The 17,613-nt window shown below is 73.1% G+C and carries 18 protein-coding genes; 6 read left to right on the forward strand and 12 right to left on the reverse strand.

Annotated elements, in window-relative coordinates:
• Positions 1-24: 24 nt before the first annotated feature.
• Positions 25-1,182, reverse strand: a complete 1,158-nt coding sequence (locus IO39_RS28690; RefSeq protein ID WP_052423502.1) for a trans-sulfuration enzyme family protein — start codon at positions 1,180-1,182, stop codon at positions 25-27.
• Positions 1,183-1,193: 11 nt separating this feature from the next.
• Here IO39_RS28690 and IO39_RS28695 point away from each other — a divergent pair, with 11 nt between their 5' ends.
• Positions 1,194-2,258 (forward strand): LacI family DNA-binding transcriptional regulator, encoded by a 1,065-nt coding sequence (locus tag IO39_RS28695; RefSeq protein ID WP_063765362.1) that lies wholly within the window; start codon positions 1,194-1,196, stop codon positions 2,256-2,258.
• A 156-nt stretch (positions 2,259-2,414) separates the two neighbouring features.
• Positions 2,415-3,731, forward strand: a complete 1,317-nt coding sequence (locus tag IO39_RS54925; protein WP_157549009.1) for a TrbL/VirB6 family protein — start codon at positions 2,415-2,417, stop codon at positions 3,729-3,731.
• 437 nt (positions 3,732-4,168) lie between these two features.
• Here IO39_RS54925 and IO39_RS28705 read toward each other — a convergent pair whose 3' ends face one another.
• From IO39_RS28705 to IO39_RS28730, 6 genes are all read right to left on the reverse strand, one after another.
• Positions 4,169-5,689: a sodium/solute symporter gene (locus tag IO39_RS28705; protein WP_439331488.1), complete on the reverse strand. Its 1,521-nt coding sequence runs from the start codon at positions 5,687-5,689 to the stop codon at positions 4,169-4,171.
• A gap of 88 nt (positions 5,690-5,777) precedes the next feature.
• Positions 5,778-6,230 (reverse strand): hypothetical protein, encoded by a 453-nt coding sequence (locus tag IO39_RS28710; RefSeq protein WP_245642311.1) that lies wholly within the window; start codon positions 6,228-6,230, stop codon positions 5,778-5,780.
• On the reverse strand, positions 6,227-6,976 hold the full coding sequence (locus IO39_RS28715; protein ID WP_043629384.1) for a LytR/AlgR family response regulator transcription factor: 750 nt from the start codon (positions 6,974-6,976) through the stop codon (positions 6,227-6,229). The genes IO39_RS28710 and IO39_RS28715 overlap by 4 nt, the downstream gene beginning before the upstream one ends.
• Positions 6,977-7,009: 33 nt before the next feature.
• Positions 7,010-8,191, reverse strand: a complete 1,182-nt coding sequence (locus IO39_RS28720) for a histidine kinase (RefSeq protein ID WP_043629386.1) — start codon at positions 8,189-8,191, stop codon at positions 7,010-7,012.
• A gap of 16 nt (positions 8,192-8,207) precedes the next feature.
• A complete protein-coding gene (locus IO39_RS28725; protein ID WP_043629389.1) occupies positions 8,208-8,612 on the reverse strand; it encodes an HIT family protein in 405 nt (134 codons plus the stop codon).
• 109 nt (positions 8,613-8,721) lie between these two features.
• Positions 8,722-9,462: a DUF1838 family protein gene (locus tag IO39_RS28730; RefSeq protein ID WP_052423503.1), complete on the reverse strand. Its 741-nt coding sequence runs from the start codon at positions 9,460-9,462 to the stop codon at positions 8,722-8,724.
• Between the two features lie 245 nt (positions 9,463-9,707).
• On the opposite strand from IO39_RS28730, the gene IO39_RS28735 reads away from it, so the two are divergent.
• Together IO39_RS28735 and IO39_RS56160 are read left to right on the forward strand one after the other, a co-directional pair.
• Positions 9,708-10,352, forward strand: a complete 645-nt coding sequence (locus tag IO39_RS28735; RefSeq protein WP_169789135.1) for a Panacea domain-containing protein — start codon at positions 9,708-9,710, stop codon at positions 10,350-10,352.
• A gap of 142 nt (positions 10,353-10,494) precedes the next feature.
• Entirely contained in the window at positions 10,495-10,725 is a 231-nt protein-coding gene (locus IO39_RS56160; protein WP_169789136.1) for a hypothetical protein, read from the forward strand.
• 44 nt (positions 10,726-10,769) lie between these two features.
• Here the strand turns inward: IO39_RS56160 and IO39_RS28740 are convergent, their stop codons facing one another.
• From IO39_RS28740 to IO39_RS28755, 5 genes are all read right to left on the reverse strand, one after another.
• Positions 10,770-11,216 (reverse strand): protease inhibitor I42 family protein, encoded by a 447-nt coding sequence (locus IO39_RS28740; RefSeq protein ID WP_043629560.1) that lies wholly within the window; start codon positions 11,214-11,216, stop codon positions 10,770-10,772.
• 50 nt (positions 11,217-11,266) lie between these two features.
• Entirely contained in the window at positions 11,267-12,052 is a 786-nt protein-coding gene (locus IO39_RS51080) for a DUF3618 domain-containing protein (RefSeq protein WP_052423504.1), read from the reverse strand.
• Positions 12,049-12,429 carry a phage holin family protein gene (locus IO39_RS28750; protein WP_043629393.1) on the reverse strand — a complete coding sequence of 127 codons (381 nt, stop codon included), beginning with the start codon at positions 12,427-12,429 and terminating at the stop codon, positions 12,049-12,051. The genes IO39_RS51080 and IO39_RS28750 overlap by 4 nt, the downstream gene beginning before the upstream one ends.
• Before the next feature lie 79 nt (positions 12,430-12,508).
• Positions 12,509-12,676, reverse strand: a complete 168-nt coding sequence (locus IO39_RS54930; protein ID WP_157549013.1) for a hypothetical protein — start codon at positions 12,674-12,676, stop codon at positions 12,509-12,511.
• A gap of 10 nt (positions 12,677-12,686) precedes the next feature.
• Positions 12,687-13,463, reverse strand: coding sequence for a class I SAM-dependent methyltransferase (locus IO39_RS28755; protein WP_052423505.1), 777 nt, complete (start codon positions 13,461-13,463; stop codon positions 12,687-12,689).
• 331 nt (positions 13,464-13,794) lie between these two features.
• Between IO39_RS28755 and IO39_RS28760 the strand changes: the two genes are divergently transcribed.
• Together IO39_RS28760 and IO39_RS28765 are read left to right on the forward strand one after the other, a co-directional pair.
• Positions 13,795-16,788 carry a DEAD/DEAH box helicase gene (locus tag IO39_RS28760; RefSeq protein ID WP_052423506.1) on the forward strand — a complete coding sequence of 998 codons (2,994 nt, stop codon included), beginning with the start codon at positions 13,795-13,797 and terminating at the stop codon, positions 16,786-16,788.
• 4 nt (positions 16,789-16,792) lie between these two features.
• Positions 16,793-17,557, forward strand: coding sequence for an SWIM zinc finger family protein (locus IO39_RS28765; RefSeq protein ID WP_043629395.1), 765 nt, complete (start codon positions 16,793-16,795; stop codon positions 17,555-17,557).
• The last annotated feature ends 56 nt before the right edge of the window (positions 17,558-17,613 follow it).

Consider the following 17,613-nt stretch of genomic DNA (forward strand, 5'->3'; position numbering starts at 1 on the left):
GTCGAGACAGCGCTGTCAGTCACGTTATGCGCGCAGCTCCTCCAGCGCCAGACCGAGATCCTTGATCAGGGTGTCGGCCGGCTCCAGGCCGACGGAGAGGCGGACGAGGCCGACCGGGATGCCCATCGCGACCCGGACGCTCTCCTCGGTGGACAGCGCGGGCGCGTTCACCAGGCTCTCGAACCCACCCCAGGACACACCGATCCTGAAATGTCGCAGCTTGTTGAGGAAGGCGGCGACCTCCTGCCGCGAGTCCGTGTCGAGCACCAGGCTGAACAGGCTGGAGAAGCCCGACATCTGCCGCAGCGCGATCGCGTGCCCCGGATGCGAGGGCAGCCCCGGATGGTTCACCGCCCGCACCGCCGGATGGTCGTCGAGGAAGGCCGCCACCGCCAGCCCGCGCTCCTGGTGCGCCGCCATCCGCACGGGCAGCGTGCGCAGCCCCTTGATCACCCTGGCGGCGTCGTGCGGCGACATGGCGGCCCCGTAGAGCTGGTACTCCGTCAGCGCCAGCGGCCTGATCAGGCGCTTCGGCCCCACGACCACCCCGCCCACCAGGTCGCTGTGGCCGCCGACGTACTTCGACAACGAGTGCACCACCAGGTCCACCCCCATCGTCAGCGGCTTCTGGAACAGCGGCGTGGACCAGGTGTTGTCCATCACGGTCACCAGCCCCCGCTCCCGCGCCCACGCGGCCACCCCGGCGATGTCCACCACGGCGTAGGCCATGTAGGAGGGGGACTCGAAGTAGAGTAGGCGCGTGCTCGCCGTGATAGCGCTATCAGCCGCCGCGAGGTCCTCGACGTGCGTATGCGTGACCCCGAACTTCTCCAGGTAGCGCAGGAACTGGGTGGTGGGCCCGTAGACCGCGCCCAGCACCAGCACGTGGTCACCCGCCGACACGAGCGAGGAGATGGTCGCCGAGATGGCGCCCATGCCCGACCCGAAACACTTGGCCCGCTCTCCCCGCTCCAGCGCGGCGAGCTTACGCTGGGCGAGATCGACCGTCGGGTTGGTCCCCCGCCAATAGACGTAGCGCTCGTCCTCGTTCCTGATGGCCTCGCCCAGCTCCTCCGCCGTCTCGAACGTGAACACCGAGTTCTCGAACACCGGCGGGTTGACCGCGCCCAGCGCCCAAGGCTCGTCCTCGGCAAACCGGCCACAGATCCATTCGTCATCCATGGGGGCACCATATGACAGCGCGGGAAACAGGCAGCCGGGAGGCCGTGGGCGGGCGCAGGCCGGCCATGGCGGACGTGGGCGGGCGCAGGCCGACCATGGCGGACGTGGCCCGGCACGCCGGCGTCAGCCTGAAGACCGTCTCCCGGGTCGTCAACCAGGAGCCCCACGTGCGGGACTCGCTCCAGCAGCGGGTGCAGGCGGCGATCAGCGCGCTCGGCTACCGCCGCAACGAGGCCGCCGCCCGCCTGGCCAGGGGCGCGACCATGCTGACGCTGGGGCTGGTGATGGAGAACATCTCCAACGAGTTCTACTCCCGCCTGGCCGCCGCGGTCGAGTCCGCCGCCGCCGGGCACGAGGCGCTGGTGGTGTTCGGCTCGTACGAGGAGAGCGCCGACAAGGAGCGCATGCTGATCGAGTCCATGTACGCGCGCGGCGTGGACTCCCTCATCGTCGTCCCGTCCGCGGCCGACCACGCCTGGCTGGCCGCGCACCCCGGCCTCACCACCGTCTTCGTGGACCGGGTGCCGCCCGGGCTGGCGGCGGCCGACGCGGTGCTCCTGGACGACGTGTACGGCGGGCGCGCCGCCACCGCCCACCTGCTGGCCCGCGGCCACCGCCGCATCGCGCTCATCTCCGACGACGACGGCGTCAGCTCGGTGCGCGACCGGGCCACCGGCTACCGCGCGGCGCTGGCCGAGGCCGGGGTGACGCCCGACGAGCGACTGGTCGTGCGGGGGGTGTACGAGCCGTCGCGGGTGGCGGGCGAGGTCACCCGGCTGCTCGACCTGCCCGCGCCGCCGACGGCGTTCTTCGCGACCAACAACCGGGCGGCGATCGGGATCCTCCAGGCGTTGCGGGAGCGGCCCGAGCGGCCCGCGTACGTGGGGTTCGACGACTTCGCGCTGGCGGACGTGTTCAACCCCGGGGTCACGGTGGTCCGCTACGACACCGCCCGTCTGGCCCGCGCCGCCGTGGACCTCCTGCTGCACCCCTCCCCGCGGGCGCGGCGGGTGAAGGTGCCGGTGGAGCTGGTGCCCCGCGGCTCCGGCGAGCTGCCTCCCCCCGGCCCGGCCTGACCGATCTCATGCCCATCGCCGGAAACGGCATGACCTCCGGCCCGACCGTGCCCGCGGCCCCAAGAGGGGGTCACGTCTGCGCATGGCCGGGGTGAGCCGGTCCCGGGCGGGTAACCCCACGCCTGTACCACCGGGGGCGGCTCAGGGAGAACGACCATGTCCGAGAGCGGGGACGCCGAGGCATCCAGGCAGGCCACCGATCCGGACGTCTACCTCGACGTGCCCGTGGTCAAGGTCGAGGAGATCAGCCTGGACGTGCAGGACCTGCGGGCCAAGGTGTCCCTGCAGGCCGAGGTGCTGGACCTGCTCAGGCTGAACGTCGGCGCCGACGTGTTCCTCGGGCACGTCAACCTCACGATCAAGGGCGTGGAGGCGCAGGCGCTGCTGAAGGTGCGGCTGGACAACGTGGCGCGCATCATCGACCGGGTGCTGCAGACCATCGACACCAACCCGCAGATCCTGGAGAACCTCACCCGCGGCCTCGGCGGCGCCGTCCAGGACCTCGGCACGGGCGCGGGCCACGCGGTCCGCGACGTCGGCGCGGGCGCCCGCGACGCCGTCCGCGACGTGGGCGCGGGCGCAGGGGGCGCCGTCCGCGACGTCGGGGCGGGAGCGGGAGGCGCGGTCCGCGACGTGGGCGCCGGCGCAGGGGGCGCCGTCCGCGACGTGGGCGCGGGCGCCGGCGGCGCGGTGCGCGACGTCGGCGAGGGCGCGGGAGGCGCCGTCCGCGAGGTGGGGGCCGGCGCCGGTGGCGCGGTCCGTGACGTGGGCGCGGGCGCCGGCGAGGCCGTCCACGACGTCGGCGCGGGTACCGGGGGCGCTGTACGTGACGTCGGCGCGGGCGCCGGTGACACGGTGCGCGAGGTGGGCGGGAGTGCCGGCGAGGCCGCGCAGGGCGTCACGGGTGCCGTGCGAGAGGCGGCCCCGCAGGCCACCGAGCAGGTCGGCGCGGCCACCGGAGCGCTGGTGCAGCGAGCGGGAACGGACGCCTACGGCTCCCCCTCCCCCGGCGAAGGCGAACCCACGGACGAGCATCCCGAACCCGCCAAGCCCGAACCCACCAACCCCGAACCCACCAACCCCGAGCCCACGAAGCCCGGCCGAGAGCGGCCCGAACCCGGGCAGCCCGAACGTCGGAGGCCGGAGCGTCGTGGGGACGAGCTGCGGCCGTCCGAGCTGGCCACCGCCCTGGCCCGCAAGTCCCTCCACGCCGGCCGGAAGTCGCTCCACGCCGGCCGCAAGTTGTTGCGCAGGTCGCCCCAGCGGCCGGCCCCGCAGCCGAAACCCGATCCAGAGACGAGTGAGCAGCGCCATGCCCAGACCGAAAGACCCGCGCAACCCCGACGTGGAGATCAGCGCCTCAGCGAAGGCCAAGGAGCTCCGCTTCCACGACCGGCCGGAGGTGACGGTACGGGCGGAGGCGGAGCCGGCTGGCGAGTCCGCCTCGGGCAGCGACCGGACGAACCTGCCTGACCAGGTGACACCAGACGTCACCTACCAGGACATCCGCATCGACTTCCGCGTAGCCGCCGGACTCACGGACTCCGCCGCGCCGACGACCCCCGCCGAACGAGCGGAGCCCACCGAACCGGCAGCCGCCGCGGAACCCACGGACTCCGCCGGAGAACCCATGGACTCCGCCGGACTCGACGAGCCCGCCGGCCCGGCCGAGCCGCCGCCGCCACCGCCGCGGCCCTCGCCACCGCCGGAGCCGCAGCCGGACCCGCAACCCCAGCCCGCGCCGCCGCCCCCTCCGCCTCCGCCACCACCACGGTCCTAGCGACGGCAGCGTCACGTGGCGGGGGCGTGGCCGCCCATCCCGGGCGTCCGCAGCGGTAGGCCGGGCGCAGGACGGAGGCCAGTGCCCCCGTGAGCAGCGCGGAGTCACCGGCCGTGACCGTCGCGGCCGGTCAGGACGAGCGGGGGCGCCAGTCGCCGCGGTCGAGGTCGAGGTTCTCGGGGGTGTGCAGCCTGACCATGGTCCTGGCCACCCCGGACGGCACCCGGTGCGGGGTCAGGAAGGACACGGCCACCATCACCGTGAACGCGATCGGCACCGTCCACGCCGCCGGCTGGGCCAGCAGCGCTCCGGCCAGCCCGTCCTGCGGCCCGCCCACGATCGTGACGAGCACGGCGGTGCAGGCCAGCCCGCCCCCCACGAAGAGCCCGGCCAGGGCCCCGGTCGTGGACAGGCGGCGCCACCAGATGCCGAGCACCAGCAGCGGGCAGAAGGACGAGGCGGCCACCGCGAAGGCCAGGCCCACCACGTCCGCCACCGGCAGCGCCCGCGCCCACAGCGCCAGGGCCAGCGGCACCGCCACCGCCATCAGCGTGGCGATCCGGAACGAGCGCACGCCGCCCTTGAGGAGATCCTGGGCGATCACCCCCGCCACGGACACGGTCAGGCCCGAGGAGGTGGACAGGAACGCGGCGAACGCCCCCGCCGTGACCAGGGCGGTCAGCAGGTCGCCGAGGGTGCCGTCGATCATCCGGGAGGGCAGGGTGAGCACGACCGTGTCGGTGCGGACGAGGTCGGGGGCGTACATGCGGCCCAGCCAGCCGTACACGGCGGGCAGCAGGTAGAAGGCGCCGAGCAGCGACAGCACCACCAGCGTCGTGCGGCGCGCGGCCTGCCCGTCCGGGTTGGTGTAGAAGCGCACGAGCACGTGCGGCAGCCCCATCGTGCCCAGGAACGTGGCCAGGATCAGCGAGTACGTCGAATACAGCCCGTACTCCTTGGCCCCGGCCAGCGGCACCTGCCAGATGGCGGCGTCGGCGGCGCTCACGCCGGGCGCGCCGTCCTCCTGCCAGGCCAGCAGCAGGAACACCAGCGGCACGGCCAGCGCGGTCAGCTTCAGCCAGTACTGGAACGCCTGCACGAACGTGATCGACCGCATCCCGCCCGACAACACGTTCACCGCCACGACGACCGCGACCAGCAGCCCGCCGACCCACACCGGCGCGCCGGTGATCGTGCGCAGCACCAGCCCGGCGCTCTGGAACTGCGGCATGAGGTAGAGCCAGCCGATCAGCACGACGAGCACGCTGGCGGTGCGGCGCACGGTCATCGACTCGAGCCTGGCCTCGGCGAAGTCCGGCAGCGTGTACGCCCCGGAGCGCCGCAGCGGCGCCGACACCAGCACCAGCAGCACCAGGTAGCCGCCGGTCCAGCCGACGGGCAGCCACAGCATGTCCACCCCGTAGGACAGGATCAGCCCGGCGATGCCCAGGAACGAGGCCGCCGACAGGTACTCGCCGCCGATGGCCGAGGCGTTCCAGAGCGGGCTGACCGTGCGGGAGGCGACGTAGAAGTCGGAGGTGGTGCGGGAGAACCGGATCCCGAACGCCCCGATGAGCACGGCGGCGACCACGACCACGAGAACGGCGGCCAGGCTCATCCCGCCGTCCCCGCCCCCCACGACTCCCGCCACCGGCGGCACCGCCGCCCCCGCCACCGGCCCGGCTGACCGACCGGCTGACCGACCGGCTGACCGACCGGCCCCCGGCACATGCGGACGCTCATCGGCGTTCGACCAGTTCGGCGAAGTGGCGCTCGTTGCGTTCGGCCTGGCGGACGTAGAGCCAGGCGCCGATGACGAAGGCGGGGTAGATGAGCCCGGCCAGCACCGCCCACGGGAGCGGCACGCCGAGCAGGTGCACCTCGCGCAGCTCGGGGATGAGCAGGAACAGCAGCGGCAGCCCGCCGATCACGCACGCCAGTGCCGTGCACACGAACAACGCCAGCCGGAACTGGGTGCGCAGGAGCGAGTGCATGTAGACCTCGCCGAGCCGGGTCTGCTCGTCGATCTCCCTGGTGGCGGGGTAGCGCGGGCGCCGGGCGGCGGCGGTGCGCGGGCTGGTGACCGCGACCCGGCGGGAGGCGTCCGAACGGGGCGAGGGCGCCCGGCGGGAGGTGTCGGAGCGGGGCGCGGGCGACCGGCGGCCGGGCCGGGGCGGCGGCTCGGGGTTCATTCCGGCCTCGCCTTCCTGGCCCGCCGCACCAGCAGGTCGCGCAGCTCGCGGGTGTGCCGCCGGCTGACCGGGATCTCGGTGTCGCCGACGCGGACGGTGCACTTGCCGGAGTCGATGTGCAGCTCCTCGATGTGTTTGACGGCCACCAGATGGCTGCGGTGCACCCGGACGAACCCGGCCGACGACCACCGCTCCTCCAGCGTGGCCAGCGGGATGCGCACGAGGTGGCTGCCCGCGGCGGTGTGCAGGCGGGCGTAGTCGCCGTGCGCCTCGACGTACATGACGTCGGCGCTGGAGACGAACCGGGTCACCCCGCCCAGCTCGACCGGGATGGTGTCGCTCTCGCCGCCCTCCGCGGGCACGTCGGCGGAGACCGCCACCCGCCGGATGGCCTCGGCCAGCCGCTCGGGCCGTACGGGCTTGAGCAGGTAGTCCTCGGCCTTGATCTCGAAGGCGTCCACCGCGTGCTCCTCGTACGCGGTCACGAAGACCACCCGGGGCGGGTTGGCGAACTGCGACAGCAGCCGCCCGAGCACGACGCCGTCGAGCCCGCGCATCCTGATGTCGAGGAAGACGGCGTCGATGGGCCGGCCGTCGGCGATGGCGCGGTCGAGCAGCCGCAGCGCCGCCGCGCCGTCCCTGGCCGTGGCCACCTCGCCGATGCGGGGATCGGCGCGCAGCAGGTACGACAGGTCTTCGAGGGCGGGCAGCTCGTCGTCGACCGCGAGGACCCGGAGTTGTGCCATAGACAGTGATGAAACCGACAACAAAGATCGAGGTCAACGGGCGGAGACGCCTGGGTGATATTTCGGCAATCTGATGTTGACCTTGGTACCCGCGCCGCCGGCCGTTTCGACGACGAGGCCGTACTCGTCGCCGTACACCTGGCGGAGCCGCTCGTCCACGTTCGCCAGCCCGACGCCGCCGGCGGGGGTGATCTCACCTGCGAGGATGCGGCGCAGCCGCTCGGGGTCCATGCCGAGCCCGTCGTCCTCGACGCTGATGCGGCACTCGGCGCCCGCGTCCTCGGCGATGATCGTGATGCGGCCGACGCCGTTCTTGCTCTCCAGTCCGTGCCGCACGGCGTTCTCCACCAGCGGCTGCAGGCACAGGAACGGCACCGCGACCGGCAGCACCTCGGGCGCGATGCGCAGCGTCACCTGGAGCTGGTCGCCGAACCTGGCCCGCTCCAGGATCAGGTAGCGGTCGATCGAGCGCAGTTCCTCGGCCAGGGTGGTGAACTCGCCGTGCCGCCGGAAGGAGTAGCGGGTGAAGTCGGCGAACTCCAGCAGCAGCTCCCTGGCCCGCTCGGGGTCGGTGCGCACGAAGGAGGCGATGGTGGTCAGCGAGTTGTAGATGAAGTGCGGCGAGATCTGCGCGCGCAGCGCCCGCACCTCGGCCTCCATGAGCAGCGTGCGCGAGCGGTCCAGCTCGGCCAGCTCCAGTTGCGAGTCCACCCACCCGGCCACCTCCTGCGCGGCCCGCACCAGCCCGGCGGAGGCGTTCTGCCCGTACGCGGCCAGCGTGCCCACCACGCGGTCGTCGGTCGTCAGCGGCACCACCACGGCGTGCCTGATGGGGCATTCGAGCAGGTCGCAGTCGATGGTGAGCACCTGGGTGCGGCCGTCCTTCAGGGTCGCCGCGGCGTGCTCGAACGCCTGGTCGGCGTGGTGGTCGTCGCCTTCGCCGTCGTAGACGAGCAGCCGCTCGCCGTCGGTGATGGCCAGCGCCGCCGACCCGAGCAGGGCGCGCAGGTGCCGCGAGGCCCGCTCGGCCCCGTCGGCGGTCAGGCCGGCCCGCAGCGGCGGCCCGGCCAGCGAGGCGGTGTGCAGGGTCTCGAACGTGGCCCGCTCCGCGGGGCTGGTGCCCAGCTCGCGGCGGCCCCGCATGACGCGCCAGAGCACGAGCGAGGGCACGCCGACGACCACCGCCACGACGGCCGCGCCGACCAGGTACTCCACGCGGCCAGAGCCTAGCTCACAGGGCTTTGGCGATGAGATCGGCGTACGACCGGGCCTCCTCGGCCGATGCGTACGTCGTGCGCGGCCAGAAGAAGCCGCGCAGCCCGTCCTTCTTGTTGCGCGGCACCACGTGGACGTGCAGGTGGGGCACGCTCTGGCTGATGCGGTTGTTCATCGCGACGAACGTGCCGCCGGCCTGCAGCCCCTGCTCCACCGCCCGCGCCATGGCCTGCACCCGCTCGAAGAACGGCCCCACGTCGCCCAGGTCGGACAGCGTCTCGGCGTGCAGGCGCGGCACGACCAGCACGTGGCCCTTGAAGACCGGCCGGGTGTCGAGAAAGGAGACCGCCACCTCGTCGGAGGCCACCACGTGGGCGGGCCGCTCACCGGCCACGATCTCGCAGAACAGGTCAGTGCTCACCGCCCGACCCTACCCGCCTCTCCCCGGCCTCCTCAGCCCCGCCACCCGTCGCACCCTCGGCCCCGCCTTCTCAGTCCCCCCACCCATCGGCCCGTCGCGCCCTCGCCCTTCAGCTCGGGTCGCCGCCGCCCCCTGTCCGGGCGGCCTTGGCCGCGAAGGCCGTCCAGCTCGTCATGTTGGGCGCGCTCCACTCGCCGGGGGTGCGCAGGAAGTGCTCGCCCACCCGCTCACGCAGCCGCCCGGGCACCTCGTCCAGGGGCACCTTCGCGCCCCGGCAGTGGTAGACCAGCCCGCCCCCGCGCTGCCCCATCGCCATCCACGGTAACCACGGCGAGACCCGGCACCAGGAGAACACGCACGGCACGTCCGGCATCCCGGACTCCACGTCGGCGGCCGAGGCGAAGAACTGGAACAGCTCCAGCGCCCGGTAGGTGTCGCTCGCCGAGTTCTCCGGATAGTCGGCCACCTTCAGCGGCGACGGATAGGCCAGCCGCACGTCCACGTTGTAGACGACCTGCCCGCCCAGCCGCGTCACGGGCACCGGGTAGCCGCCCAGCCGCTGGTTGACGGGGTCGTTGAAGACATGCTGCACCTCGACCTCGCGCCCGGTGAACGGGTTGTGCCAGGTCTCGAGCACCTGCCTGCCCGCGGGGTCGAGGTAGAGCGCGGCCTCCCGGGCCAGCAGCAGCGAGCCGCCGTCGGGCGACTCGACCGCCCTGGCCACGTTGAGCCCCTCGAACCCGAACAGGTGAAGCGGCCCGTCGTCGTCCTGCCAGCCGTAGACGTCGCCGGTCCAGTAGGAGATGGTCTCCGCCCCGTCGGACGAGGCGCGCACCCGGATGAAGTCCATGATCGGCAGCCTAACCCGCCGCCCCCGGCAGTCCGGTGCCAACTTGGGGCATGGCACCGGGCAACCGGCCGGGGACCGGCAGCAGCATCGGCTCCCTCGCCATGCGGGGCGGGCACATGGCGCTTCACCCCTCCGGACACGGAGGGTAGCGCTGTAACGCCTTTCGGGTTACAATAGAACAAGAATTCGAGAAACGGGAGGGTGGGGTGCTGGTCATGGCTCGTCCATTCCCTACACTGGACATCGTGCCGGTTTCTGCGCCTCTTCGCGGCCCCGCGGCGGTCGTCGCCTATCTCCTGGCAACGGCCCGCACCAATGGCATGCGCATCAACCGGACGAAACTCGCCAAACTGCTCTACCTCGCCGACCTTCGTGCCGTCGAGCGCGGGTTCCCCCCTGGGTCCGGCGTCGAATGGCGCTGGCGTCACTACGGGCCGCACAGCCTTCGTCTCGCGGAGGTCGAACACGATCTGTCCGAGGCGGGCGTCATCGAGGTCGAAGAGAAGACCGATCCTTTCGCCGGATATCGCGAATGCACGGTTCACCTGATCAACGCCCCGCAGGTCGTGATCGACTCCGAGTTCGCCGAGATCGTGAACGGCGTGCTCGCCGAATACGGGCGTTGGTCGGCAGGTCAGCTCCGCGAGTTCACCTACCAGACGCCGCCCATGCAGGAGGCGATCAAACGCAAACAGCGCGGCGTGCGGCTCGACCTGGCCGGCGGGCCACCGCTCCCCGACCTCGGCTCCGGCCTGGCGCGGCTGCGTGCCTGGGCCGAGCGCAATCCCTTGCCCGATGACGAGCCCGGCGGTGTCGACGATCTGGTCGAGGAGAGCCGTCGACTCGCCGAACACCGAGCCGAGGCAACCCGGCACCTACTGGAGGAATAGTGCCGGGTCCCTACGTGGCCGGCGGCGTCTATCTCGTCAGCGACAAGGAGCTACGCCTCATCCCAGAGGAAGAGCGCGTCGTTCACGACGAGCGCCGTCCGGTGGTCGTCGTCACAGGTGGAGACGCCAATGGTGATGCCGATTGGCCCTTCGTCCTCGTCTGCCCGATCTCGGGTTCCACGTCACGGCGCACCCGCTTCGACGTTCAGCTGGGCCGGGGCAGGGCGGCGTCATCAAGAAGTGCTGGATCCGCGTCCCGGTGGTCCAGCCACTGATGAAGACAGCACTGGAGGACCGCACCGGCGCGTTGGACGAGGACCTGCTCACTCAGGTGCAGGGGCGTGTTGCGCAATATCTCGGCCTGCTCGGCTGAGCGACGGCCCTCGAAGCCATCCTCGTCGCCGGCGCAGGGGACGCTCAGCCGGCCGGGGTGACGGTGATGGTGAAGACGGCTTCGCCGGAGTGTCGCCTGCTCTCCTCCGTGGCCGGGGTCCTGTCCTGGCCGCAGCGCCAGCAGTTGCGCAGCCGGACCTCCGTCCTGCCCGGCTTCTTGCCGTTGAAGACGAAGTAGGCGGTGCCGCCCGAGCCGGGGGCGTCGCCGTCGCTCACGTGCTCCTCGCTGATGAACGAGGCCACCTTCGGGTCCGGCACCTCCACCAGGTCCCAGGAGTCGCCCACGGACGGGTTGTCGGCCACGGTCAGCGAGAACCGCTGGCCTGAGCGGACATCGACCTGCACGGTCGTGCCCTTGGAGCCCTTGACCAGCTTGCCGTAGTCGCTCACCGCCGACCCGGCGCCGCATCCCGCCGCCACCAGCAGGGCGAGCAGGGCCACGCCGGACCGGCCGGCCGTTCGACGCATCATCCCGGCAGGTTATCGGCCCGCCCGCCCGGCGCCCCGACCACCCTGGGCGGTTACCGGGTCATGCGGCGTCTGCGCATGCGGCGCACGGCGAAGACGATCACCGCGCCGACCGTGGCGATGAGCAGGACCGGACGCTTCCTCGCCTTCGTGGCGGCGCCCTTGACCTGGTCGGGCGTGCCCTCGCGGACCTTGCCGGCCACCTCGGACGCCTTGTGCCTGACGGTCTCGGCCGCGTCGGCGGCCCGCTCCTTGGCGGTCTCGGCCGCGTGGCTCGCCCGGTCCCTGGCCGCCTCGGCGGCGTGGCTCGCCCGCTCCTTGGCGGTCTCCGCCGCGTGCCCGGCCCGGCTCTTCACGTCGGCCTTCTGGGCCAGGGCGCTGACGGTCTCGCCCATCTGTCTGCGCGTCTCCGCGATGTCTCTGCGCACGTCGTCCTCGTCTCCTTCGTCTTCGTCCAGCCCGCGCGACCGCGCCGCCGAGCCTCTGTCCGTCCGCCCGCCGGTCCGCCCGCGGGTCTTCTCCGCGGAGTGCGCGCCGGTGTGCCCGCGCGTCTCCTCCGTGGCGTGCTCGCGGGTGCGCCCGCCGGGCCCCTGCATGGAGTCCTCTTCGGTCCGCAGGTGGTCGGTCGCCTCCGAGCGTTCATCCGGTATGGGGGTCTCCGGGATGAACGTCTCGTGCCCCTCGCGCGCCGCTTCGGCGCGGCGCGCGTTGTCCGCCGCGCCCGCCCTGGTCGGGGGGACGTTGATGGACTCGTGCTCGGTCGGGGTGCCCACGGTGGCCCGGTGCGCCCCGACGTTGCCGGCGCTCTGCTCGCTGTATCCGGGGTCGGTCTCGCTCATCGCCGTGCCCTCTCCTTGACCATGTCGATGTCGGCCTTGACGCTCGCGATGGCCTCCGTCGGCACCGGTGGGGTGGCGCGTTTGACCTCGTTGCGGCCGAAGAACCCGAGCAGCGCGGCGGCGATGAACAGCACTGCCGCGACGATGGCGGCGGCCGCCCACCCGGGCAGTACGAGAGCGAGGAGCATGACGACGGCGGCCACCAGTGTCGCACCGCCGAAGAACGCGGCCATTCCCGCCGCGCCGAACAGGCCCGCGCCGAACCCGGCGCGTTTGCCCTTCTCCGTGAGCTCCATCCTGGCCAGGCGAAGCTCATCCTTCACGAGCCTGGAGATCTGCTCGGAAAGATCGTTGACCAGCTTGTGGGTGTCGTTCACGACGTTCGCCTCCTCCGCTGAGGAAGGCGACTACCCGAACAAACTGCCTTCTATCACGCAATATGCCCGCATAGCGGGCTTATCGCCGCTTGGCGGCCTTCAGCAGGAAGCTCAGGACGGACACCACGGGGTCCTTCTGGACCTCGCACCAGTTGTCGGGCTGCTTCGGCTTGCTCCACGGCGACGGCAGCTCGCACGAGGGAGCCTGCGGCTTGGGCCGCTCACACCACGATCCGGGAGAGTTCATACCTTTCAGTCTACGTCGCCGGCCGCCGCGCATCACGGGCCCGGCAAAGGAGGTGCGTCAGGGCGCTCACCGCGCGGTAGGGGTCCGTCCTGCCCGCCCGCTCCTCGGCCGCCAGCAGGTCGCGGAGATCGCCCGGATCGCCGGGGACGGGCGCGCCGTCGGGCAGCGCGTCGGTGAACACCCGCACGCCGTACCACTGCCGCACCTCCAGCCCCTGTACGGCCAGCCGCCCCGTCAGCTCCGCCCGCCGGTCGGCCCGGGCCGGGACGCCGAGCCTGTTGACGTAACGGGTGCCGTCGAAGGCCCGCAGCGCCCCCGCCCAGTCGCCCAGCAGCCCCGGCCGCATGGCCATCGCGTCGCCGTTGCGCACGAGCAGCGACAGCAGGCCGCCGGGGGCGAGCACGCGGGCCAGACCGGCCAGGACCGGGCCGGGGTCGTCGAAGTACATGAGCACGCCGTGGCACAGGACGACGTCGAAGCCGCCCGGCTCGAACAGCTCCCCCAGCCGCTCCGCCCGCCCCAGCACGGTCCTGACGTGCATGCCCGGCTGGATCCCGGCCTCAAGGAGGCCGAGCAGCTCGCGGGAGGCGTCGAGCGCGGTCACGTGGTGGCCCCTGGCCGCCAGCTTGAGCGCCTGCGTGCCCTGGCCGCAGCCCACGTCGAGGACGTTGCGCGCGGTGGCGGGCAGCTGCTCGGCGAGCTGACGGGCGACCAGCTCCTGCCGTACGACGTCCCGCAGGCTCCCCAGCCCCTCCCGCCACCTGCCCTCGGCCCCCGTGAACTCCATGTGCGCAGCATATTGGCCGCGCGATCTCCGGGCCCGGACCCGGCGTGCCCGATCTTCCCGCAGGTCGGGGTACCCTTCCGGGGTGCTGGTACACGGGGTTTGGACGGCGGGCGGTCTCGCCTTCTGGGCGGAGACCACGACCACCGACCCCACCTCCGGCTCCGGCCCGGCGCCCGGTTCCGACGCACGGTCCGGTTCCGGTCGCGGTCCGGGCTCCGGTTCCGACGCAGGGTCCGGTCGCGGTCCGGGCTCCGATTCCGAGGCAGGGTCCGGTCGCGGTCCGGGCTCCGATTCCGAGGCAGGGTCCGGTCGCGGTCCGGGCTCCGGTGCCGTGCGGGGCCCCGGTTCGGGCGGGCGAGCGCGGGCGGCCGGCGCGCCGCGGCCCCATCCGTTCGCCGCGCCCGCCTCCGCCGTCGCCGGCGCGCTCGGGCTCGACCCGGCCGCGGGGCGGCTGCTGGAGCTGCTGCTGCCCGGGTCGGCCGGGGAGCCGCTCCCCTCACCGGAGACCGGCCGGCTGGCGGAGGTGGCCCGGCCGCGGCTGCGGCTGTGGGAGGTGCCCGCCGTCGTTCCACCGCCCGCCGACGCGCTGCGCGTGCTCGCCGGGCATCCCGGCACCGCGACGCTGCGCCACTGGGCCGCCGTCGCCGCCTTCGCCCATGACCTGGTACGCCGCGGCCGCGTCATCCCGCAGCTCGTCCCCGTCCCCACCTCCACCCCCGAGCCGGAACCGGCGTCGGCACCGGAACCGGCCGGCGACTCCGTGGCCATGTGGGCGGTGCCGCCGGACGGCGCGCGGGCCGTGTGGCGGCCGGTCCTGACCGGGGCCGACGCCACGTACTTCCGCGACCTGGCCCTGGCCATGCCGCCCGCCTGCCGCACCTCCCGCACCGAACGCCCCTCGGCCGAGGTGCTGCGCGCCGCGCTGGAGGCGTTCACCGACGCCGGGGTCCGCCGCGCGGTCACCGCTCCCCTCCTGTCGAAACCGCCCAGAACCCTCCAGGAACGCTGGCTGGCCGCGCTCACCGGCGACGCCGCGTCCTGTCCCGACGCCCCCGAGCTGCGCCAGGAGCTGGAGAGGTGGCACGACGCGGTGGCGGCGTCCGAGGGCGGCGCGACGCGGGTGTGCTTCCGGCTGCTGGAGCCGCGCGACACCGACGACTGGCGGGTGGAGCTGGCGTTGCAGGCCGCCGACGACCCGAGCCTGTACGTCCCCGCCGCGCAGGTCTGGAGCGGCGCGACCGGGCTGCCCGGCAGGCCGGAGCGCGAGCTGCTGACCGGCCTGGGCCGGGCGGTCAGGCTCTACCCCGAGCTGGACCGGGCGCTGCGCGTGCCGGAGCCGGCCGAGCTGCCGCTGGACACGGCGGGCGCGTTCGGTTTCCTGCGGCAGGCCGCGCCGCTGTTGCAGGCGGCCGGGTTCGGGGTCCAGCTCCCGCGCTGGGCGGGCCGCACCCGGCTGGGCCTGAAGCTGACCACGCGCACCAAGAAGCAGTCGGCCGCCGCGGGGCAGGGGTTCGGCCTGCGGGAGCTGGTCGACTTCCGGGTGGACCTGGCGGTGGGCGACGAGACGATCAGCGAGGCGGAGCTGGCCGAGCTGGCCCGGCTCAAGGTGCCGCTGGTGCGGGTGCGCGGCCAGTGGGTGGAGCTGGACGACAGGCAGCTCAAGGCGGCGCTCAGGGCGGTGGAGGGCGTCCGCGCGGGCGAGGCCAGCGCCGCCGACCTCCTGCGCCAGGTCGTGCAGAGCGACGACGAGGAGCTGCCGCTGCTGGAGATCGACGCCGACGGCGTGCTGGGCGACCTGCTGTCCGGGCAGGCCGAGCGGCGGCTGGCCCCGCTGGCGACCCCGCCGGGCCTGGACGCCACGCTCCGGCCGTACCAGGAGCGGGGGCTGGCGTGGCTGAGCTTCCTGTCGGAGCTGAGGCTGGGCGGCGTGCTGGCCGACGACATGGGGCTGGGCAAGACGATCACCACGCTGGCGCTGCTCGTCCACGAGCGCGCCGCGACACAGACGGCGACACAGACGGCGACACAGACGGCGACACAGACCGCAGCACCGGCGCCGGCGCCGGCGCCCACGTTGCTGGTGTGCCCCATGTCGCTGGTCGGGAACTGGCAGCGGGAGGCGGCCAGGTTCGCGCCGGGGCTGCGCGTCTACGTGCACCACGGCAGCGCCCGCGACGCCGCCGGGATCGAGGGGGCCGACCTGGTGATCACCACGTACGGCACCGCCCAGCGCGACCTGGAGATCCTCAGGCAGCACGAATGGCGCAGGGTCGTCTGCGACGAGGCGCAGGCCATCAAGAACAGCGGCACGCTGCAGGCCAAGGCCGTACGCTCGATCCCGACCGGCACCAGGCTGGCGCTGACCGGCACCCCGGTCGAGAACCACCTGGCCGAGCTCTGGTCGATCATGGAGTTCGCGAACCCGGGCCTGCTGGGGCCGCGTTCGCGGTTCAGGACCCGCTTCCAGGAGCCGATCGAGGCCCGGCAGGACGAGCAGGCCACGCGGGCGCTGAAGCGGGCGACGGGCCCGTTCATCCTGCGCCGCCTCAAGACCGACAAGTCCATCATCTCCGACCTGCCGGAGAAGCTGGAGGTCAAGGAGTGGTGCCCGCTCACCACCGAGCAGGCCACGCTCTACCAGGCGGTCGTGGACGACATGCTGCACAAGATCGACGACAGCGAGGGCATCGAGCGGCGCGGCCTGGTGCTGTCGGCCATGGCCAAGCTCAAGCAGGTCTGCAACCACCCCGCCCACCTGCTGAAGGACGGCTCGCGGCTGGCGGGCAGGTCCGGCAAGCTGGCCCGGCTGGAGCAGCTCGCGGAGGAGATCCTGGCCGAGGGCGAGAAGGCCCTGCTGTTCACCCAGTACGCCGAGTTCGGCACCATGCTCCAGCCCTACCTCGCCCAGCGCCTCGACCGTCCGGTGCTGTGGCTGCACGGCGGCCTGCCGAAGAAGACCCGCGACCGCCTGGTGGACCGGTTCCAGCACGACCCCGAGCCGACCCTGTTCGTGCTCTCGCTCAAGGCCGCGGGCGTCGGGCTCAATCTGACGGCGGCCAGCCACGTCATCCACGTGGACCGCTGGTGGAACCCGGCCGTCGAGGACCAGGCCACCGACCGCGCGTTCCGCATCGGGCAGCGCAAGAACGTCCAGGTGCGCAAGCTCATCTGCGCCGGCACGCTGGAAGAGCGCGTGGACGAGATGATCGAGCGCAAGAAGGCGCTGGCCGAGCGCGTGGTGGGCACCGGCGAGGACTGGCTGACCGACCTGTCCACCGAAGAGCTGCGCGAGGTGTTCGCGCTGACCGCCGAGAGGGTGGGCTGAGGCGATGCCGAGCTGGTACGACGGCCCGATCAAGGCGCAGGGCGGCATCAAGGCCCGCACGCGGCGCGGCAGCATCGGCTCCACCTGGTGGTCGCGGCGCTTCATCGACCTCCTGGAGCGCGTCTGCGACAAGGGCCGGCTCTCGCGCGGCCGGGCCTACGCCCGCCAGGGCCAGGTGCTCTCCATCGACCTGGCCGCGGGCGAGGTCAGGGCCGCCGTGCAGGGGTCGCGGCCCGACCCGTACGAGGTCGTCATCAGGATCGAGGCGTACGACGAGGCCCGCTGGACGGCCGTCGAGGAGTCGATCGCGGCGCAGGCCGTCTACCGGGCCAGGCTGCTGGCGGGCGAGATGCCGACGGAGATCGAGGAGCTGTTCGCCGCGATGGGGCTCGACCTGTTCCCGCGCGACCTGGACATGGACTGCTCGTGCCCCGACTGGGGCTTCCCCTGCAAGCACCTGTCGGCGGTGCTCTACCTGCTGGCCGAGTCGTTCGACGACGATCCGTTCCTGGTGCTGGCCTGGCGCGGGCGCACCCGGGAGCAGTTGCTGGGGTCGCTGGCCGACGAGCCCGCCGAGGACCCGCTGCGGGTGGCCGACGTGCCGTTCGCCGACCGGCTGGCCGACTTCTACGCCCCCGGCGCCACGGCGCACCGGCCGGAGCGCCGCCCCGCCGCGGTCGCTCCCGACCTGCTCCTGCGGGTCTTCCCGCCGCCCTGCGACCTGGGGCGGGCGCTCACCCCGGCCTACAGAGGACTGGCGGACGCCTGACGCACGCCCCTCCCGCACTCCGCCTGCCCGTGACGATACGCGTTCGCTCGGTTACG

It is taken from the genome of Nonomuraea candida (genome assembly GCF_000725485.1).
GTDB classification, from domain to species: domain Bacteria; phylum Actinomycetota; class Actinomycetes; order Streptosporangiales; family Streptosporangiaceae; genus Nonomuraea; species Nonomuraea candida.